The organism is Rufibacter latericius, assembly GCF_003721515.1.
Taxonomy (GTDB): Bacteria; Bacteroidota; Bacteroidia; order Cytophagales; family Hymenobacteraceae; genus Nibribacter; species Nibribacter latericius.
This window is the reverse complement of the sequence record NZ_RJJD01000008.1, coordinates 377,723-396,786: the sequence shown is the minus strand read 5'-3', so window position 1 is coordinate 396,786 and position 19,064 is coordinate 377,723. Positions and strand designations below refer to the sequence as shown.

10 protein-coding genes are annotated in these 19,064 nt (G+C 48.8%); 2 read left to right on the top strand and 8 right to left on the bottom strand.

The genetic code is table 11. The features are described 5' to 3' along the window. Positions 1-202: 202 nt before the first annotated feature. The 3 genes from EFB08_RS13675 to EFB08_RS23985 are packed head-to-tail and all read right to left on the bottom strand — an operon-like array spanning position 203 to position 4,868. Positions 203-1,642: a SusD/RagB family nutrient-binding outer membrane lipoprotein gene (locus EFB08_RS13675; RefSeq protein ID WP_123127954.1), complete on the bottom strand. Its 1,440-nt coding sequence runs from the start codon at positions 1,640-1,642 to the stop codon at positions 203-205. Positions 1,643-1,653: 11 nt separating this feature from the next. Then, positions 1,654-3,438, bottom strand: a complete 1,785-nt coding sequence (locus EFB08_RS23990) for an outer membrane beta-barrel protein (RefSeq protein WP_317125602.1) — start codon at positions 3,436-3,438, stop codon at positions 1,654-1,656. Further along, the gene (locus EFB08_RS23985) at positions 3,375-4,868 is read right to left on the bottom strand and encodes a carboxypeptidase-like regulatory domain-containing protein (protein ID WP_317125601.1); all 1,494 of its coding nucleotides are present in this window, start codon (positions 4,866-4,868) and stop codon (positions 3,375-3,377) included. The genes EFB08_RS23990 and EFB08_RS23985 overlap by 64 nt, the downstream gene beginning before the upstream one ends. Before the next feature lie 685 nt (positions 4,869-5,553). Here EFB08_RS23985 and EFB08_RS13665 point away from each other — a divergent pair. Together EFB08_RS13665 and EFB08_RS13660 are read left to right on the top strand one after the other, a co-directional pair. Continuing rightward, positions 5,554-8,766, top strand: a complete 3,213-nt coding sequence (locus tag EFB08_RS13665) for a SusC/RagA family TonB-linked outer membrane protein (RefSeq protein WP_123127512.1) — start codon at positions 5,554-5,556, stop codon at positions 8,764-8,766. 10 nt (positions 8,767-8,776) lie between these two features. Further along, entirely contained in the window at positions 8,777-10,204 is a 1,428-nt protein-coding gene (locus tag EFB08_RS13660; protein WP_123127511.1) for a SusD/RagB family nutrient-binding outer membrane lipoprotein, read from the top strand. Positions 10,205-10,735: 531 nt separating this feature from the next. Here the strand turns inward: EFB08_RS13660 and EFB08_RS13655 are convergent. From EFB08_RS13655 to EFB08_RS13635, 5 genes are all read right to left on the bottom strand, one after another. Further along, entirely contained in the window at positions 10,736-12,556 is a 1,821-nt protein-coding gene (locus EFB08_RS13655) for an ABC transporter ATP-binding protein (protein WP_123127510.1), read from the bottom strand. A gap of 204 nt (positions 12,557-12,760) precedes the next feature. Further along, positions 12,761-14,209 carry a sodium:solute symporter gene (locus tag EFB08_RS13650; RefSeq protein ID WP_123127509.1) on the bottom strand — a complete coding sequence of 483 codons (1,449 nt, stop codon included), beginning with the start codon at positions 14,207-14,209 and terminating at the stop codon, positions 12,761-12,763. A gap of 213 nt (positions 14,210-14,422) precedes the next feature. Further along, the gene (locus tag EFB08_RS13645) at positions 14,423-15,895 is read right to left on the bottom strand and encodes a sodium:solute symporter (protein WP_123127508.1); all 1,473 of its coding nucleotides are present in this window, start codon (positions 15,893-15,895) and stop codon (positions 14,423-14,425) included. Positions 15,896-16,061: 166 nt separating this feature from the next. Beyond that, complete coding sequence (locus EFB08_RS13640) at positions 16,062-16,682, bottom strand: hypothetical protein (protein ID WP_123127507.1); 621 nt, start codon at positions 16,680-16,682, stop codon at positions 16,062-16,064. A 497-nt stretch (positions 16,683-17,179) separates the two neighbouring features. Next, positions 17,180-19,015 carry a M61 family metallopeptidase gene (locus tag EFB08_RS13635; RefSeq protein WP_123127953.1) on the bottom strand — a complete coding sequence of 612 codons (1,836 nt, stop codon included), beginning with the start codon at positions 19,013-19,015 and terminating at the stop codon, positions 17,180-17,182. Positions 19,016-19,064: the final 49 nt, after the last annotated feature.

Genomic DNA, 19,064 nt, shown 5'->3' with positions numbered 1-19,064 from the left:
GGGGTGTTTTCCTGAAAACGGCTTTAAAACCGCTCCTAGCATTTGAGTAGATCAATTCCGAGCCCAATAGGTAGGTACCTGTAAATCTTAAGCGTTTCTTTTAAGTCTTATTGCATTATCCATTTAAACACCAGAGCCCCGCCTATAAAAGACAGACGGAGCCCTGGTGCTTAAGGAGAATTGTATGCTGGGTGTTTAGAGGTTATTGAACATCCCAGAAAACCTTAGTGGTGACCACATCACCGCCAATGGCCGCAGCGGCTGCCGCGTAGTTGGCGTTGTTCAGGTTCTGCTCGGTAGCCGGATAAGGGAAGCGGAGCGGAATCTCTGACTGAGCTAACTCTGGAGCCTCCAATTGCGGATAATCCAGGCGTCGCCATTCTTTCCAGCCTTCTACGGGTTGGTTGTACAAGGCAATCCATTTCTGCATGCCAATGCTTTGTTTCCAGTTGCTGGTGTTTAGCATTACCTCGGGTTGTTGCAGGTACGCAGTAGCCTCGGCCTGGGTGCCGCCCCAGTCATTCACAATAGAGGAAGTGATGGCAGCAGTGTAGTGCTGCTCAGCGGTGCCGGGTACATTGAAGCCGCGCAGGGCAGCCTCGGCCAACAGGAACTCCACCTCAGTGTAAGACAAAAGAATGCCTGGCGCATCTGGCTCCCTCACAAGGTCACTAGGCTGCGCAACATCTACGTAGTTGTTCAGGTCTCCGTAAACACCGCCCACGTACTTGCCCTCATTTTCCCCTTCTGGGGCCGGTCTGAAAAATTCGTCCAGCCGAGGGTCTTCCAAGTCAACGAGGACGTCAATGAAGGTGTCGGCGGCCACGTTGTCGTCCCGTTGGCGTAACTCATCATAGACTGGGTTAGCGGTTGGGACATTTGGCGTGTAAACCAAGCGGGCATCCTCGTCACTGGAAGTGAACACATTGGGTGCTGCCGCTTCCACTACGGTCCTGGCTTTGGTTTCGTTCACATCGGCAATGGTGATGCCCATTCTCAATTTGAGTGAGTTCGCGAATTTGAGCCACATCTCCAGGTCTCCTCCGTAGAACAAGTCAGCGTTGCCCAATCCGTTATTGTCCTGGTTCTGTGAAAGGCTGTTGATAGCGGCATCTAACCGGGTGAAGAGATCATCGTAAATCTCGACATCATCATCATAAACTGGTTGCACATTGTTGATGTCTAGAGCCTGGGAATAAGGGATGTCACCGTAGGTGTTCACCAGAACGGACCAGGCGTACACCTCCAACACTTCAATGCAAGCCAATTGGCTGGCTTTCAGGTCCGGGGCCAGCAAGTCATTGGCCGAGATAAGGTTTTTGGCTTCCCGTAAGTCTGAAAGGACATCGCGGTAGAGAATGGTCCAGAAGAACCGGTTGATCTCGCGGGTGTTGATGTTGTACTGGCTCTCATCTGGGTACTGGGCGGCGGCCCAATGCTGCACATAATACCGGAACACGTTGGTATTATAGTCTGGGGTGGTGATGACGTTGGTTAGGTTAAACTGCGCGTTGCTCACCAGGGTAGTGGGCGGCACGTCTGTGCCCCGTTTGGGATCCAAGTTGTAATCGTCGTCCAGGTCATTTACGCAAGAGGTGGCCAGGAACAGAGACGCTATGGTGTATAGAAATATCTTTTTCATCGTCTTCTTCATTAGAATTGGAATCTTAAGTTGAAGCCCACGTTACGGGCAGTAGGGTAGGCACCGCTCAGGTAACCCTGACCTAAGTTACCGGCCCCAAACCCAGCTTCCGGATCTGAGTAAGGCAAATCTTTGTCTATGATCCAGAGATTACGTCCTACCACAGACACATCAATGCCTTTGAAGACTTTCAGCCTGGAGATGAGCCGTTGGGGCAGCGTGTAGGTCAAAGAGGCTTCCCGCAATTTCACAAATCCGGCTCCGTACACATGGTATTCATTAGGCATATAGTACCCCAGCACCCCTTCAGTGTTTTCTATCCTAGTGTCATTGGGTGAGCCGTCTTCCTTCACACCAGGTAAAATGATGCCACCGCCCTCAAGGATTGGAAGCCGCGAAGGGTTGCCCAAGTCATTCAGCCCGGCTGTCTCTGGGTAGAGACCAGTCCCGAATCCGTAGTAGTTATCCAGGCTGAACAGTTCGCCCCCTTTGCGGATGTCTATTAGGAAGTACAAGGAAATCCCTTTGAAAGTGAAGGTGTTGGAGATACCTCCCAGCCAGTCTGGGTTAGGGTTGGCGATCTCTTTGGTAGGATCTGACAGCATATAGAAACCGTCTTCGTCTACCATTCTGCCGCCGTTTTCATGGAGAACAAAGCCCTGGGCACGTAGAATCCCAAAGGGGCGCCCTACGGCGGCATTGGAGGTAACACCGCTTTGGTAGTTTGCCAGGATCATGTTTTCGCCTTCGGCCAGCGCTACCACTTCGTTTCGGTTGTGGGTCCAGTTCAGGTTCAGGTTCCAGGTGAAGTTATCGTTCCTGATTGGTTGGAACCGGAGGGCCGTCTCAATACCGCGGTTCTCCACTTCCCCGGCGTTCACATATTTAAATGAATATCCCGTGGACGCAGTCACAGAAACCGGCAGAATCTGGTTGATGGTATTAGACTTGTACACCGTTACCTCAAAGCCCAAGCGGTTATCTAAGAAGGCCGTTTCCAGCCCAATTTCTGAGCTTTTGGTTCTTTCTGGTTTCAGCCCTGGGTTATAACGGGTGTTGGGGACTGAGTATAAAGGAATACCCCCGAAACTACCAATAGGCTCATCTATCTCCTCATCCTGTTTGTTGTAGTAGCGGTCAGTGGCCGCGAAGGGTGCATCGTTGCCTACCTCGGCATAGTTACCCCGTAACTTAGCATAAGAGAGCCAGTCTTGTTTGAGAACTTCAGAGAAGACAAAACTCAACGCCACGGATGGATAGAAGTAGGAATTATTGCCTCTTGGGAGGGTGGAGGACTGGTCTCTTCTGGCAGATAAATCCAGGAACAACATTTCCCGGTAGCCTAAGGTGGCGTTGGCGAAAATGCCATCCACCGCGCGTCTTTGCTCACTTTCCAGGGGAGGAGAAAGCAGGTTCAAAGAGTTGGACAAGGCATACAGCCTGGGCACCACTAAGCCCCCACTGGTAGATGCGCGGATGGAGTTCAGTCTGGACCTTCTCAAGTTCAAACCCACCAAACCCCTGATGTTGAAATCTTCAGTGAAGTTGCGGTCAAAGTTGGCGAACAAGTCAAAGTTGAACTCCCTGAACGTTCTGTTAAACCGGGTATAATTGGGGTCCTGGTCGTTGGTGGTACTCCCTACGGCGTATCGTTCTTCCTGTAGTTCATCATAGGTGTCCAGGGAGATACGGGCGGTGAGGTTCAGCCAGTCGGTGAACTTGTAATTAGAGGCTACATTACCGAACGTGCGATAGCGTTCATCGCTCTCAAAGTTTTCATAGCGGTTCCAATACACGTTGTCATGGTAGGCGGCAGTGAGATTACTGGGGCTCCGCCAGTTCCAGGTAATGTTTGGCGGTTTCGGAAATAGGCTTCTTCCTGCTCTTTCAGGTCAACGTTGGTCTGGAACCATTGCCGGAAACCCAGCATGGGGTTGATGGAGTTATACCCCGAGCCGTACCGGCCCAAACCTTCCTGTTGGGTGAAGTTGACCCCGGCGCTTGTGGTTAGCTTGTCTGTCAGGTTCAAAGAGCCCGCCAAGTTGACCATGTTTTTGGTGATCTTGCTGTTAGGCAAAATACCTTTGTCTTCATTGCGGTTGTATCCCAGTTTGAAGTTGGCTTTTTCATTTCCCCCGTCAATGGTGATACTGTTGTTGTAAGAGACCGCGGTTTCAAAGAAATACTCAGGACCGTGTTCGCCAGCTACCCATGGGCGGGGTTTTCTGTAGTTGGGAGAGGCTGGGTCAAAGGCATCCCATTGGTACACCAACAAGTTAGGGTCAAAAGGGAAGCCGTAGGAGGCATCGTCTCCCATGCGTACCACATTATCCAGAGTGCCGTCTCCGTTTACATCAGATCTTAGCCATGCCGCGGCATAACCAGCCCCGTATTCTTTCTGATATTTAGCAAAAGTTGATTTGTCAATGGTGCCAATGGTGATGCCATTGTTGAGGGTTACTCCAAGACCGCGTTTCCCTTTTTTAGTGGTGATAAGGATTACCCCATTAGCGGCCCGTGAACCGTAAAGGGCAGTGGCGGCGGCGCCTTTCAGCACGCTCATGGACTCAATGTCATCTGGGTTGATGTCGGCGGCAGGGTTACCGTAGTCAAAACCGCCCCGGCCGGTGCTCTGGTCAAGGGTATTGGCGACATCGTTGCTGATGGGTACCCCGTCTACTACAAACAACGCCTGGTTATTGCCGGTGAGGGATTTGGTACCCCTGATGACCACGTTGGCAGAGCCGCCCAAGGTGTTGGTCTGGGTAACGGTAAGACCCGCCACTTTCCCGGATAGAGAGTTCACCATGTTAGGGTTTCGGGCCGCAGTTACAGTGGAGCCTTCCAACTGCGTAGCGGCGAAGGGGAGGGAGTTGCGGCTTCTTTCAATGCCTAATGCGGTCACCACAACTTCGCTTAGTTGAGTGGCGTCGGGGACCAATGCTACATTGATCGTTGTGGCTCCAGTCAAAGCCCGCTCAATAGCATTATACCCAATAAAACTAAAGACAAGGGTAGCAGTTGGGGTAGGTACCGAAATAGAGTAAGTTCCCTCTATACTGGTAGATGTTCCAATTTGTGTCCCTTTTACTACGACAGATACTCCGGGAAGAGGGGTTCCATCATCTGCGGAAGTCACCGTACCTGAAACGGTCACGGCTTGGGCCCACACCTGACTCATAAAGCAGGTAAGGACCACCATGGTGAGAAGTAAACCTTTTTTCATGGATAAAAGTGGTTTTGGTAAACATTTGGGGTATGTTAATTAAGTGAAGGGACAGATTTTGAAGTAAAACCAAAAGGAAGGGTTGCATAGGCAAGTCCTTCCTCTTGATTGAGTAGGTAGTTCTATGGCTTCTTTCTGAAGCTCAGGCAAAAGCAACAGGTTAGAATTTGATATTCTTCATAGGTGTCGGGAATTGTTTGGTAGGGAGGAATTATTCTATTACATAATTATACGAATTTTTAATATAAAAAAGCAAACCAACGTTTGTAAAAAAAATTCTAAAAATATATACAAAACGGTCTAATATTGAATAAGTACCAAATAAAACATAATTGTAGGGGTTTGGAATTGCCTAATGAGGGGTTAGTATTTTAAATATGCCAAGCTTAGTTGTTGAAATTTTATGATTCTATTAAGGGTGAAAAAGGGTTGTTAAAATTATTTATTTTCTCAGTCAACCTTTTTATCATAAATCCGTATAGCCCAAATCCCTTTTTTTTCGCTGAAATGAGCTTAATCAAGTTAATTAGTAAAGTTTGTTAATCAGCTTGATAGCGCCACCTTGAGGGGGTAATCCAGAATTGATGTTCTTTTTTAATACATGTAGCAGAAATCTTGTTTCTGTTAAAGTAATCATGTAATATTAGGGATCGAAAATCCATTTTTAACCTAACAACAACCTAACATGAAGAAAATCTTACTTTTGGTTCTCTTTCTGTTCTCCGTGGTATTGCAAGAAGCCGCGGCGCAGAATAGGACTATTACAGGAAGAGTGACTGATGCAGCCACAGGCGAAGGAATGCCTGGGGTGACCGTCCAATTGAAAGGAAGCACCACGGCTGTACCAACAGATGTCAATGGAAGTTACACTATTAGCGTACCTGCTAGTGGTGGTTCGCTTGTTTTTACGTTTATCGGGTACACCAACCAGGAAGTTGCCATTGGAACGCAATCAAATGTGAACGTTAGATTGTCTACCGATGCAGAACAACTAAAAGAAGTGGTGGTAACTGCTTTGGGTGCCGAGAGAACTAAGAACTCGCTTCCGTATGCTGCGCAGCAGGTACAGGGAGAGGCTTTGACGGTTGCTCGTAACCCCAACGCAGTGAACTCATTAGCTGGTAAAGTAGCTGGTTTGAACATTACGCAAAACAACACCATGGGTGGTTCTACCAACGTGGTAATGCGTGGTACCAAGTCAATTACCGGTAACAACCAGGCGTTGTTTGTGGTTGACGGTGTTCCAATCAGCAACGCCAACACCAACTCTGCAAACCAAAGAACTGGTCGTGGTGGTTATGACTACGGTAACGCTGCCGCTGACATCAACCCTGATGACATTGAGTCTATGAGTGTGCTGAAAGGCGCTGCCGCAACTGCTCTTTATGGATCCCGTGCTGCCAACGGTGTGATCATGATCACTACCAAAAAAGGTAGAAGAGGCCTGGGTATTACCATGAACAATGGTATGACAGTAGGCTTTGTTGACAAGAGCACCGCTCCTAAATACCAGAAACAATATGGTGCTGGTTACGGTCCTTTCTACGGCCCGGATGAAGATGCTTACTTCAACCAGCGTGACATGAACGGCGATGGTGTGATGGACTTAGTAGTTCCTTTCACTGAAGATGCGTCTTATGGTGCGCCGTTTGATCCAAGTTTGATGGTTTACCAGTGGAACTCTTTAGACCCAACGTCTCCTCAGTACCGCCAGGCAACTCCCTGGATTGGTGCTAAAAATGATCCAAACTACTTCTTTGAAGAGGCTGTTTCAATCAACAATAGCATCACTTTAGATGGTGGAAACGATAATGGAAGCTTCAAACTGGGTTTCACCCGGAACGAGGACAAAGGTATTCTGCCAAACAGTAACCTGACTAAGAACATGATCAATTTCGCGGCTACCTATAATGTGTCGCCAAAGTTGACTACGAATGCTTCTGTGAACTTTACCAAAGTAAATGGCTTAGGTCGTTACGGAACTGGTTATAGCTCATTCAACCCAATGCAGCAGTTCAGACAGTGGTGGCAAACCAACGTTGACCTGAAAGAGCAGAAAGACGCTTATTTCCGCAACAAACAAAACATTACCTGGAACCCACGTAGTGCTACCAACCTGAATCCAATCTATTCAGACAACCCTTACTGGGTGCGTTATGAAAACTTCGAGAACGATGAGCGCTACCGTTATTTCGGTAACGTGTCTGCCACTTACAAGTTTGCCGACTGGTTTAACCTGATGGGTAGAATCACTTTGGATTCTTATGATGAGATGCAGGAAGAAAGAAATGCGGTTGGTAGCACTGGGACGCCATACTACGCTCGTTTCAACAGAACTTCAAGAGAGTTTAACTATGACCTGATCGCTAACTTCAACAAAATGGTAGCAGGTGGTGATGTAAGCTTATCTGGTTTGGTTGGTGCAAACATGCGCAGAAACTATGAAAGCTCCATCTTCGCACAAACCAATGGTGGCTTGGTAGTACCAAGATTGTATTCTCTTTCTAACTCAGTGAGCCCAATCACTGCTCCAACTGAAAGTGAAGTAAGAGTAGGGGTAGATGGTGTATTTGCAAGTGCAACCGTTGGTTACAAAGAGACCGTTTTCTTAGACCTGACTGGTAGAAGAGATAAGTCTACTACCTTGTTGACAGGCAACAATGTATTCTACTACCCATCCATAGCGACCAGCTACGTTTTCTCCGAGACTCTGAAAGAAACATTGCCTTGGCTGAGCTATGGTAAAGTGCGTTTGAACTATGCAGAAGTAGGTAACGATGCTCCGGCCTTGTCTATCTATGATGTGTATGACAAGCCAACCGGCTGGGGATCTATTCCTTTGTTCTCTGTAGTTGGAACCAAAAACAACCAAAACCTGAAACCAGAAAGAACCAAAAGTGTGGAAGCTGGTTTAGAGATGGCCTTCCTTCAAGGAAAAGTAGGATTTGACATGTCGGTTTACAAAACCAACACTGTTGACCAGATCTTACCGGTAAGTGTTTCAACTGCCACGGGTTACAACTCTACTTTCGTGAACTCAGGAGAGGTTGAAAACAAAGGGATTGAGGTTTCTGCCTTTGTTACCCCAGTTAAAAACGATGATTTCTCCTGGACCATGAATGTGAACTGGTCTAGAAACAGAAACAAAGTTCTTTCATTATATGAAGGTGTTCAGAACATCTCTTTGGCTACTTACCAGGGAGGTATGTCTTCCAACGCAACAGTAGGCCGTCCATTCGGTATGCTGCGCGGTGGTGGGTTTGAGTACAAAGACGGTCAGAAAGTAGTGGATGAAAACGGGCATTACAAAATCGTTCCTAACACCGAGATCGGTGATCCTAATGCCAACTGGAGAGGTGGTGTTTCTAACACCCTGAACTACAAAGGTGTTTCTTTATACTTCCTGGTAGATGTTCGCCAAGGCGGAGATGTGTTCTCTTTGGATAACTACTATGGTTATGGAACCGGTCTGTATGAGGAAACCACTCAGTTGAACGACCTTGGTAACCCATCCCGCTCACCAGTCACTGAAGGTGGTGGACTTATCTTACCAGGTGTGAACGAAGACGGTACTCCTAACACTACTCGCATTGAGAACGGAGAAGGTACTTTAGGCTACTACATGCCACAGGAATACCATATCTATGATGCTAGCTTCGTGAAGTTGAGAGAGGTTTCTTTAGGTTATACTTTACCAGCCGGTTTGATGGCCAGATTGAAACCATTCTCATCTATTGATGTTTCTCTGGTGGGTAGAAACCTGTGGATCATCCACAAGAACCTTCCATACGCAGATCCAGAAGATGGTTTGAGCTCTGGTAACTTAGGTCAAGGATATATTTCAGGTTCTTATCCAACTACCCGTAACCTTGGATTTAACGTTAGATTCAAATTTTAATTAAGAGCAAATGAAAAGAATACTATATTTCTGCATTCCAGCTTTGCTATTCACAAGCTCGTGCGTAGATAGCTTAGATGATTATAATATAAATACCAAAGCCGCTACTGAGGTACCAGGTGCAACCCTGGTGACCAGTGCAGAGCGTAGCTTATCTAACATCATTACCAGCTCAAGTGTGAATAACAACCCTTTCCGGTTTTACGCACAGTATTGGGCAGCAACCACCTACCCAGACGAAAGTCAGTTTGTGATTGCCACCAGACAAATTGATAGAAACTTCTGGGATCCTTTCTACCGTGACGTGTTACGTGACCTGAAAGAAGCCAAGACTATCATCACGGCTAACAACCTACTGGATCCTAAGGTAAAAGCGAATCAATTAGCTTCTATTGAGGTATTGGAAGTGTATGCCTGGTCTGTGTTGGTGAACACGTTTGGTGATGTTCCTTACTCAGAGGCCCTGGATATTACTAAGGTGCTTCCTAAGTATGATGATGATGCTGCTATCTACGCTGATCTAGTGGTGCGTTTAGACAAAGCCATTGGCATGTTTGACGCTAATGCCAATGGTTTAGGAACCGCAGATTTGATCTACAATGGCAATGTTCCTAACTGGGTAGCCTTTGCTAATTCTTTGAAACTGAGACTAGGCATGACCCTAGCCGATGTAGATCCTGCCAAAGCGAAAGCTATGGTAGAAGCTGCTGCCGCTAACGTGATTAAGTCAAATGCTCAAAGCGCAGACATTACCTATTTATCTGCTACGCCTAACAACAACCCTGTTCACTCAGACTTGATTTTGAGCGGTCGTGTAGATTTCGTGGGTGGCAATACCATCATTGATAGAATGAATGCACTTAGTGATCCAAGAATCAATGAGTACTTCAAACCATTGGAAAATGGGACTTTCAAAGGTGGAACCCAAGGAACGTTGAACTCGGCTGCTACTAACTCGGCGCCAGGTGCTATCCTTGAAAGCCCAACTAACCCAGGTATGCTTTTGTCATATGCAGAAGTTGAATTCTTATTAGCGGAAGCAGTTGAGAGAGGATTTGCCGTAGGTGGAACTGCTGAGGCACACTATAATGCAGGTATTACAGCCTCCATCACCGAGTGGGGAGGAACTGAAGCAGAAGCTTCAGCGTATATTGCGCAACCAGGTGTTGCCTATGCAACCGCTGCCGGTGACTTCAAACAAAAGATTGGAGTTCAGAAATGGTTAGCTCTTTACAACAATCCTGTAGAGGCTTGGAAAGAGTGGAGAAGACTAGATGCACCAAGCCTGGTGAAACCAGCGACTGCTATCAGTGAAATTCCACTTCGGTTAACGTACCCAACAACTGAATTCAACAGTAACGGAGATAACGCTAATGCAGCCTCTGCTGCCATTGGTGGTAATACCGTTACTTCAAGAATCTTCTGGGATAAAAACTAAGTAAGATTTTAGGCGTCAAGCCTGAATTTTAAAAGCTCTGGCAGATAACTGCCAGAGCTTTTTTTTGCTCCGTCCCGAAGGTTGTACACGAGGTCCTGCTGCCTTTCCTCTTTAGTCAAAGAAGTTTTGTTAAGGAATCGGTTTCTTGTTTTAGTAGGCTTTTTCCAAAAACAAGCCCTAAACATTGATTTGGGTAAGCCTTGTACATCATTAAGAGCAACTCGTAAAATGGTGCTAGAAGGCCTTTAAACCTTTAATGGATTAAGCACCCGCAGCATTCACAACCTGTAGTCGGGGGAAAACTGACTACTTACCCAGGAGGTGAAAAAGTACTACAGAAGATTGTAGTATGGGTATTTTGTGGAAGCCTTAAACCTGGTATTTAAGACCTGAAGTAATCGGTTGGTCGAGTAAGGACAAGGAGAGGGTAAAAATAGAATGCCTGCCCAGTCTGTATCTTCACAGACTGGGCAGGCATTCTATTTTTAATAAGGAAAGCTAATCAGCTCTGGCTTTTAGAAAGCTGCCTTCTTAATGCACATCAAACTGAAGCTTCAGCAGATTGGCGTAGATACCCTCCGGGTTATTGGCGAGTTCGTCATGTGAGCCCTGCTCCACAATCTGGCCTTGGTCAATAACCAAAATCTTGTCTACTTTTCTGATAGTAGCCAGGCGGTGGGCAATGATGATGGTGGTGCGGTTCTTCATGAGCTCATCCATGGCTTCCTGCACCAGCATCTCAGATTCAGAATCGAGAGAGCTGGTGGCTTCATCCAGAATAAGGATGGCGGGGTCTTTCAGGATGGCGCGGGCAATAGCGATCCGCTGGCGTTGCCCACCAGATAATTTGATACCACGCTCACCCACGACGGTGCTAAACGCCTCAGGAAAAGATTGGATGAACTGGAGGGCGTTGGCTTTCTGGGCTGCTATGTGTACTTCCTCATCGGTGGCGTCTGGCTTGCCGTAGGCGATGTTTTCGCGGATGGTGCCACCAAAAAGCAAAACTTCTTGGGGAACAATACCCAGGTTTCCGCGCAGATCATGCAGGTGGAATTGGTTGATGTTCTGGTCATCCACGTAAATGCTGCCTTGCTCTATCCTGTAGAACTTCATGAGCAACTGAGCAATCGTAGATTTCCCGGCGCCGCTGGGGCCTACCAACGCAATCTTCTCACCGGCTTTGATGTTGAAATGGATGTTCTGCAATACCGGAAGGTCAGGGCGCGTAGGGTAGGAGAAGCCTACATGGTCATACCGCACATTTCCTTTGAACCGAACGGCCGGAGCAGTCGGGTTTCCAAGATCGGTTTGTTCTACCGGTTGGTCCAGGATCTCCAGAATACGGTCTGAGGCACCAATAGAAACCTGAATTTTAGCGTATAGATCACCCAAACCTGCCACCGAGGCCCCAATGAAGGTAGTGTACAGAATAAAGGAGGTCAGTTCACCGAAGGAAAGTTCGCCGCGTTGCACCAGCGTAGCCCCGTACCAGATCACCAGAATGATCCCGCCAAAAAGCCCGATGATGATAAAGGAGATAAAAGCGCCCCGGTAAAAGGAGGTAGTAATAGCCGTTTTTACTGATCTTCCTAGGGCCTGTTTGTAGCGGTTGATCTCAAAGAGCTCGTTTGTGAAGGCTTTCACCACTTGTATGGCCTGCAATGTCTCCTCCACAATCACGTTGGTGATGGCCAACTCATCCTGGGTTTTGCGCGACAGTTTTTTAAGCCGTTTTCCGAAAACCATAGCCAAAATGACCAGCACCGGAAACGTGGCCAGCATAAACAACGACAATTTCACCGAAATGAACATGATGAACCCAATCCCCACCAGCAACGTGGTCACCTGCCGGAAAAGCTCGGCCAAGGTGATGGAGAACCCATCTTGGATATAACTCACGTCTGAGGTGATGCGGCTGGTGATCTCGCCCACGCGGCGTTGCTCAAAGAAGGTGAGGGGCAGGCCCATGAACTGGGTGTAGAGACTTTGCCGGATGTCTGCGATGGCATTCTCGCTGACCTGAGCAAAGAAATAAACCCGGAAGAAAGAGAAAATTCCCTGCAGGGCAATCACGCCAAACAACAGCAGCGCAATGTAATCTATGTCCTGGAAAAAAGCGTTCGGTTTGCCTACGGCCGCATCAAGCAGCATGCCGGTTACGGCCGGAAAAGCCATGAAGGTAAGGCTGGAGAACAGCAGGAACCCCAAGCCTATGTAGAACTTGGTTTTATAAGGAAGAAGAAATCTGAATATTTGAAGGCCGCGCCGTAAGCTCTCTTTGTTCAGTTTGGCTTTGCCTTCTGTTTCAAGTTCGGCTGCCGCTCCCGGCCCGAATCCTCGTTTTGCCATGTAGTAATTACTGGTTTAGTAAAAATTTGCCACCGTTGGGTAACATCAGGAACGCTTTCCAGACTAAGTATTTCCGTATTATACTTCGTTTTAAAAAAGTAGGCCGAAAACAGGAACAAATCCGCTTAATCAGAGAAAGCAACCCGCAAAGGTAGAGAATAAGCCGGACATCCGCAGGCAATAATAAGGCGAACGAAGGGCCGTTTAAAGGGTTTTTCTGTTGGAGGCCAACCATAAACCCAGGAACATGAGCAGGCCATTCAGGAGCAGTACCTCAAACCCAAACTGGTAGCCCCAGAACCACTCCTGCGAGTTAGTGCTGAGGATGTAGGTGAGCACCGGCGACAGCACTCCCAAAAAGGGAACTACCCGGTCACGCACGGTCCGTTTGGTCAGCAGACCGAAGCTGTACATGCCCAGCAATGGTCCGTAGGTATACCCCACCAAGGTGAAGAGCGTGGCAATGATGCTTTCGTCGTTGTAGAGCCTGAAGAGCAGAATCACCACCATGAGCAACACCGAGAAACCCAGGTGCACCCAGTTGCGGTACCGGATACGTTGGGTTTCGGGCTTATTTTTGAAATCAAGGAAGTCTACACAGAAGGCGGTAGTAAGGGCCGTAAGCGCCGAGTCTGCCGAGGCGTAGGTAATGGCGGTGATACCTAACAGGAACGCCACACCGGCTATCGCCGGGAAGTGATGCAGCGCTAGTTCCGGGAAAACATCGTCTCCTTTAGTGGGCAGTAGAATCCCCTTTTCGCTGGCGTACAGGTACAGCAAAGCCCCCAGGCAAAGGAACAGCAGATTCACCACTATAAGGATGACCGTAAACCAGAACATGTTTTTCTGGGCCTCGGGCAGGTTACGGCAGCTCAGGTTTTTCTGCATCATGTCCTGGTCCAGCCCTGTCATGGCGATGGTGATGAACGCCCCGGCCAAAAGCTGCTTCAACAGAAAATTAGGGGCTTTGGCGTCCCATTCCCAGACTTGGGCATAGCGGCTCTGGGCAATGGTGTCCACCATACCGGAGAAGGAAAGGGCCAGTTCCTGAGACACCACCCAGATGCAGATGCCCAGACACAAAAGCATGGCTAAGGTCTGCAGGGTATCGGTCCAGATGATGGTTTTCATGCCGCCCCTGAACGTGTATACCCAAATGAGCCCGATGGTGATACCCACGGTTCCCGCAAACGGAACACCTAACGGCCCGAAAACCGCCAACTGCAACACGCCGGCCACCAGGTAAAGCCGTAAAGCCGCGCTAAGCGTGCGGGAAAGTAAAAAGAAGGCACTGCCTGTTTTATAGGACCAAAAGCCCAGCCGCTGCTCCAGGTAGGTGTAGATAGAAACCAAATTCAGGCGATAATACAGCGGCAGCAAAACCAACCCGATGACCAGGTACCCCAGCGCGTAACCCAGCACCATCTGCAGGTACGTGAACCCAGACTTCTCCACCATGCCCGGAATAGACACGAACGTAATACCCGAGAGCGTGGTCCCGATCATGCCAAACGCCACCACGTACCAGGGAGAAGCCCGGTTAGCCAAAAAGAAACTGGCCGTAGATTCCCCTTTCTTGCTGGTGGCAAAGGAAACCGCTAAAAGAAGACAGAAGTATGCGGCAATAATGCCGAGGATCAGAAGAGGAGACACTTGAAAGAATTAAAGGTAAGATGAGCGGTGTTCAGTCGATGAAACCGAGGTTGCAAAAATACATCGAAGCAAATTCGTTTTAAGGGTGGTTTGGAAAAACAGCCTCAAGGCCGATGTCCAGAATCGGGTTAAACGAAAGACCCCTGCGCTTTCGGCCTGATTTAACAAAATCAGGCCGAAAGCGCAGGGGATAAAAAGGATAGCTTTTTGTTATTAATAGCTCTCGGTTACGTCTACAAACTCAGTTCTCTTTCTGGACACAGAATAAAGTCCCATAAACGTCAGGAAACCGTTCAGAATGAGGACCTCGAACCCGAATTCATAGCCCCAGAACCAATCCACGGAATTAAGGCTGATAATGTAGGTAAGGATGGGCGCCAACACGCAGATCAAAGGAACCAGGCTGTCGCGCACCGGACGGTTGGTGAATACCCCGAAGGAATAAAGCCCCAGCAATGGTCCGTAGGTGTAGCCGGCCACCTTGAATACGGCCTGCACCACGCTCTCGTCGTTCACAATCTTAAAGATGACAATCACGATGGCCATGGTCACCGAAAAGCCCAGGTGCACCCAGTTCTTCAGCCGGATACGCTGTTCCTCGGGTTTGTTTTTGAAGTCCAGGAAATCCACGCAGAAAGAGGTGGTGAGCGCCGTTAACGCTGAGTCAGCCGAGGCGTACGTAATGGCCGTGATGCCCAGAATGAACACAATACCCATGAACGCCGAGAAGTAATTCAACGCCAGGAACGGGAACACGTTATCGCCTTTCTCAGGAAGACCAATGCCGTTTGCTTCACCATATAGGTACAACAAGGCACCCAGACTCAGGAACAGGATGTTCACAAAAAGGATGATCACGGTAAAGGAAAACATGTTTTTCTGCGCTTCCTTCAGGTTTTTGCAGCTCAGGTTCTTCTGCATCATGTCCTGGTCCAGCCCCACCATCACAATGGAAATAAAGAAACCAGAGAAGAACTGCTTGAAGAAATAGCGCGGATCTTTCACGTCCCAGAAGAACACCTGCGAGAACTTACTTTCACTGATGGTGTTCACCATGCCGTCAAAGGAAAGGTTCAGATCCTGCGAGATGGTGATGATGGTAATGCCCACGCAGATGAGCATGGCCAGAGTCTGGAAAGTATCGGTCCAGATGATGGTCTTCATACCGCCCCGGAAGGTGTACACCCAGATCAGCCCAATAGTGATGATCACAGTAACCTCAAACGGCACGCCCAAATTATCGAACACGGCTAACTGCAGCACCCCGGTCACCAGATACAGGCGCAGGGCAGCCCCTAACGTTCTGGAAAGCAAGAAGAACCCGGCTCCTGTTTTATAGGACCAGTAGCCGAAACGCTGCTCCAGGTAGGTATAGATAGACACCAGGTTCAGGCGGTAATACAGCGGCATCAGCACCAAAGCCACCACAAAGTAGCCCAGCATGTTGCCTAGAATCAGCTGCAGATAAGAGAACTGCGCGTTTTCCACCATGCCCGGCACCGAGATAAACGTTACCCCGGAAAGGGATGTCCCGATCATCCCGAAGGCCACCACGTACCACGGCGACTGCCTGTTGGCCAAAAAGAAGCTATCCGTAGATTCTCCTTTTTTACTTGTTAGAAACGAGATGAAAATGAGAATACAGAAATAAGCCGCGATGATACCCAGTATAAGCGTTGACGACATGAGTGATGGCGAAGGGTTTTGAGTTAGGTGTAAGGGCAAATATAACTAAAAAAGTATTGGGCGTAGTTGAAAGAACCGACCCACACTTTTTGATTGAACACAAAGAAGCCTTCCCCAACCAGGTGAGAAAGGCTTCTTTGTGTTTGAGAAGGAATTAGCCTCCCAACTAATAACCCCACGGAGAGCCGAAACCGGCGCCCGGGTACCCGCCATAGCCATAGTTCTGGTTAGCACCGTTGCTGTAGCGTACCCCTCCGGAAACGGTGAAGTTTGGAGCAACCTGGTACTGGGCCTGAAACTGGAAGCCTTGGTTTGGAAGCCGCCCGTAGGTAAACGGGTTGTAGTTCATCCTGTTGCTCACCGATGGGTTCAGGTCTTTCCAGACACTACCGCTTAGTAAAAGTTTTTCGCTCATGGCGTAGGAACCGCCCACGTGCAACAAGTACTGTCGATCAGGGGCAGCCGTCATTAAGGTAGAGGTGCCTTCGCCGGTAGAAGTTCTGAACGTAGGTCCGCCCCAGGTCTGCAACATGGTCAGGCTGCTGAAAACGCTGAACCGGGGCGTCACGGAGTACTGCACCCGAGGCTCCACGTAAGAGACTGATCCCAGATTGCTGAACCCCGCCCCAGCGTTCAAACCGTAGCTAACCCGAGGCACAAAGGGAGCCGCCGCTTTCAGGGAATCCGAGGAGGGAGTATTGGTAATGTCCTGCGCCTGTCCTGGGAGTACCGCTACGGTCCACACCAGTAAGAGAAAGAAGGTTTGTATGAAAAGTTTGTTTGACATCTTGTATATAGAAAGGGTACCGCTGAAGGTTTTTAGAGGCACTACTAAGATAACAGTATTTGCTTTGATTAACGTAGGAACCCCGGTCAATAGTTTACTTCTTTCTGTTTTGGCGTTGTTTTCTGAAAACCGAGGTTAAAATAGGTGGACTCTTAAAACAGGTTGATCCTTTTTGTAAGGGTGAGCCAGGTAGATGAACGTTTTGGCATTGATGCTACCTTCAAATTGCGCATAAAATTGCTCATATTCCAGTTTTATCATCTTGGTTAACCCTGTTTTGTCCAACCTTGACTCCCCTTCTGTTACTCTGATTATCTCTCCATCTTCCTACTTGTTACTCCTAATTTGTCATCTTGGAAAGATCTTGTGGGCGAACGGTAGTTGCGGTAACTGCAGGCTTTTTTTGTTCGCTCATAAGATCCTTTCAGGATGACAAAAAGAATAAAAGGTTGAATGGCAATACTAAAGGATTGATTGACAATACAAGTACATTGCTTTTACCCTTTGCTTTGCTTGCTTAACCAGGCTTCTCTGCGGGCTTTAGCGTCTTTTGAGATTGACTGGCCTGTTTTCTCCAGCGGCACTAACTCTACCTGTGGGTCTCGGGCAAGGGTAAGCGGTACGGTTTTCTTCGTTCCCTGCTGTAATACCTCCAGTTGCACCTGATCGCCGGGTTTGTGATTGGTTAAAAGGCTATCTAACGTTTTCTGGCTGGAAAGTTTTTGGCCGTTTAGGGTAAGAAGCACATCGTCACGGTCCAGGCCTACTTTGTAGAGCGGGCTGTTGGAGAAAGTGCCTTGGGCAATGGTGGCCTGGTCGTTCTGGAACTTAAGTCCTTCCCAACCCAGAACCGCATCTTTGGAAGGCTGCAAAGCCAATCCCATTTGTTTGGCGAGGGCTTCATACGGGATCATTTCTTTTCCATGAATGTGCCGTTTAAAGAAATCCTGGGCGAAAGCGGCGTCTTTGGTCAGGTCAGCCAGGGCTTTTTCCAGTTCGGGAAGGGTGTAAGGTTTCTCGGGTTTGCCGTGGCGTTGCCAGAGCAGGCGCATGTAGTCATCCAAGGTCAGGTTCTTGAACTTGGTGCGCAGGGTGAAGTCCAGCCCGATGGCAATGGCGTTTCCGTAGGTGTAATAAGAGATATAGGTGTTGGTACGGTTGGTAGGGTCCACGGACCGGGAGGCATCAACGAAGGGCGCCTGCTGGCTCATTTCCACCGGAGAGAAATAGTCCTTGCCCGGTGATACCATTACCGACAGGATGGGATAACCCGCATTCTGCAGGTAATCGGCTTGGGAGGTAACCCCCGCTCTTTCCATCAGCAAAGAACCATAATAACTGGTAAACCCTTCGGCCAGCCACAATTCACCGCTCATGTTGGCATCAGCGAAATTGAAGGGCTCCAGGCTCTTTGGGCGGATGCGCTCCACGTTCCAGGCGTGGAAAAACTCGTGTGACAGCGTGCTCAGGTTGGGATTCATGCCGGTTTCCAGTGGGCGCGAGCTGGTGATGACCGTGGAGTTGCGGTGTTCCATGCCATCGCCAGGGGTGCCGGGCAGGTAGCAGGCGATAAACGTGTATTCCCCGAAGTCAAAGGCCGGAAGTTCGCCAAACACGGCTTGGGCTTCCTGTACAATGCGTTTGGCTTTCTGGGTATACTCGTCTAGTTGCTGCTCGGTGCCTTTGTGGTGCAGGCCTATCTTTATCTTTTGGGTGCGTCCTTTTTCCTGTATGGTCCACTCGCGCCATTTCAAATCGGCCAATTCAGTGGGGCTGTCCATGAGGTACTGGAAATCGGGGGCTGAGAAGGTGAGTGGCGCAGTCTCGGGCTTTAATTGCGTAGCGGCAGTCCAGTTTTGGCCAGCCGGTGGCGTGAATTTCACTTGTATGGGGGCTTTCTCCAGGCCATTGGCGTACATAAAGGTGGCCGGTGCGTTCAGGTGGGCGTGACTGGGGCTAACCCCGGCGTAGGTGCCATCAGGGTGATCGGCGAACAAAGTGTATTTCACGGTCACGGTTCCGTCATGACCCGAGGCATTCCATTGGTGCAGATTAGGCCGATTCACAGCCAGAGTGCGGCCTTGTCCATCGGTTACCTGCACGTTGTACACGTTTTTGGCGAACTCATGCAAGGCATAGCGGCCGGGGGAGGAACGGGCCATTCGCACTTCCAACACCGGGGAGGTCACGCCTTTGAAGGTGGCAGTGATGGTGGCCTCGTGGTGGACGGCATTTTCAAAAGAGACCTGGTAGTTGACGCTCTGTTGCGCCACAGCGGGAGTCGTAAAAGCCAAGGCCGCCAAGGCCAAAGCTGTGAAGAGGGTTTTCTTCATGGAGTGGGAGGTTTCAACCCCCAAGATACACACGAAAGCCAAAAACTTT

Excerpts from the sequence above, each read along its gene's own strand:
- EFB08_RS13665 (WP_123127512.1), top strand. The coding sequence starts at position 5,554 with ATGAAGAAAATCTTACTTTTGGTTCTCTTTCTGTTCTCCGTGGTATTG.
- EFB08_RS13640 (WP_123127507.1), bottom strand. The coding sequence starts at position 16,682 with ATGTCAAACAAACTTTTCATACAAACCTTCTTTCTCTTACTGGTGTGG.
- EFB08_RS13635 (WP_123127953.1), bottom strand. The coding sequence starts at position 19,015 with ATGAAGAAAACCCTCTTCACAGCTTTGGCCTTGGCGGCCTTGGCTTTT.
- EFB08_RS13645 (WP_123127508.1), bottom strand. The coding sequence starts at position 15,895 with ATGTCGTCAACGCTTATACTGGGTATCATCGCGGCTTATTTCTGTATT.
- EFB08_RS13675 (WP_123127954.1), bottom strand. The coding sequence starts at position 1,642 with ATGAAAAAGATATTTCTATACACCATAGCGTCTCTGTTCCTGGCCACC.
- EFB08_RS13660 (WP_123127511.1), top strand. The coding sequence starts at position 8,777 with ATGAAAAGAATACTATATTTCTGCATTCCAGCTTTGCTATTCACAAGC.
- EFB08_RS13655 (WP_123127510.1), bottom strand. The coding sequence starts at position 12,556 with ATGGCAAAACGAGGATTCGGGCCGGGAGCGGCAGCCGAACTTGAAACA.
- EFB08_RS23985 (WP_317125601.1), bottom strand. The coding sequence starts at position 4,868 with ATGAAAAAAGGTTTACTTCTCACCATGGTGGTCCTTACCTGCTTTATG.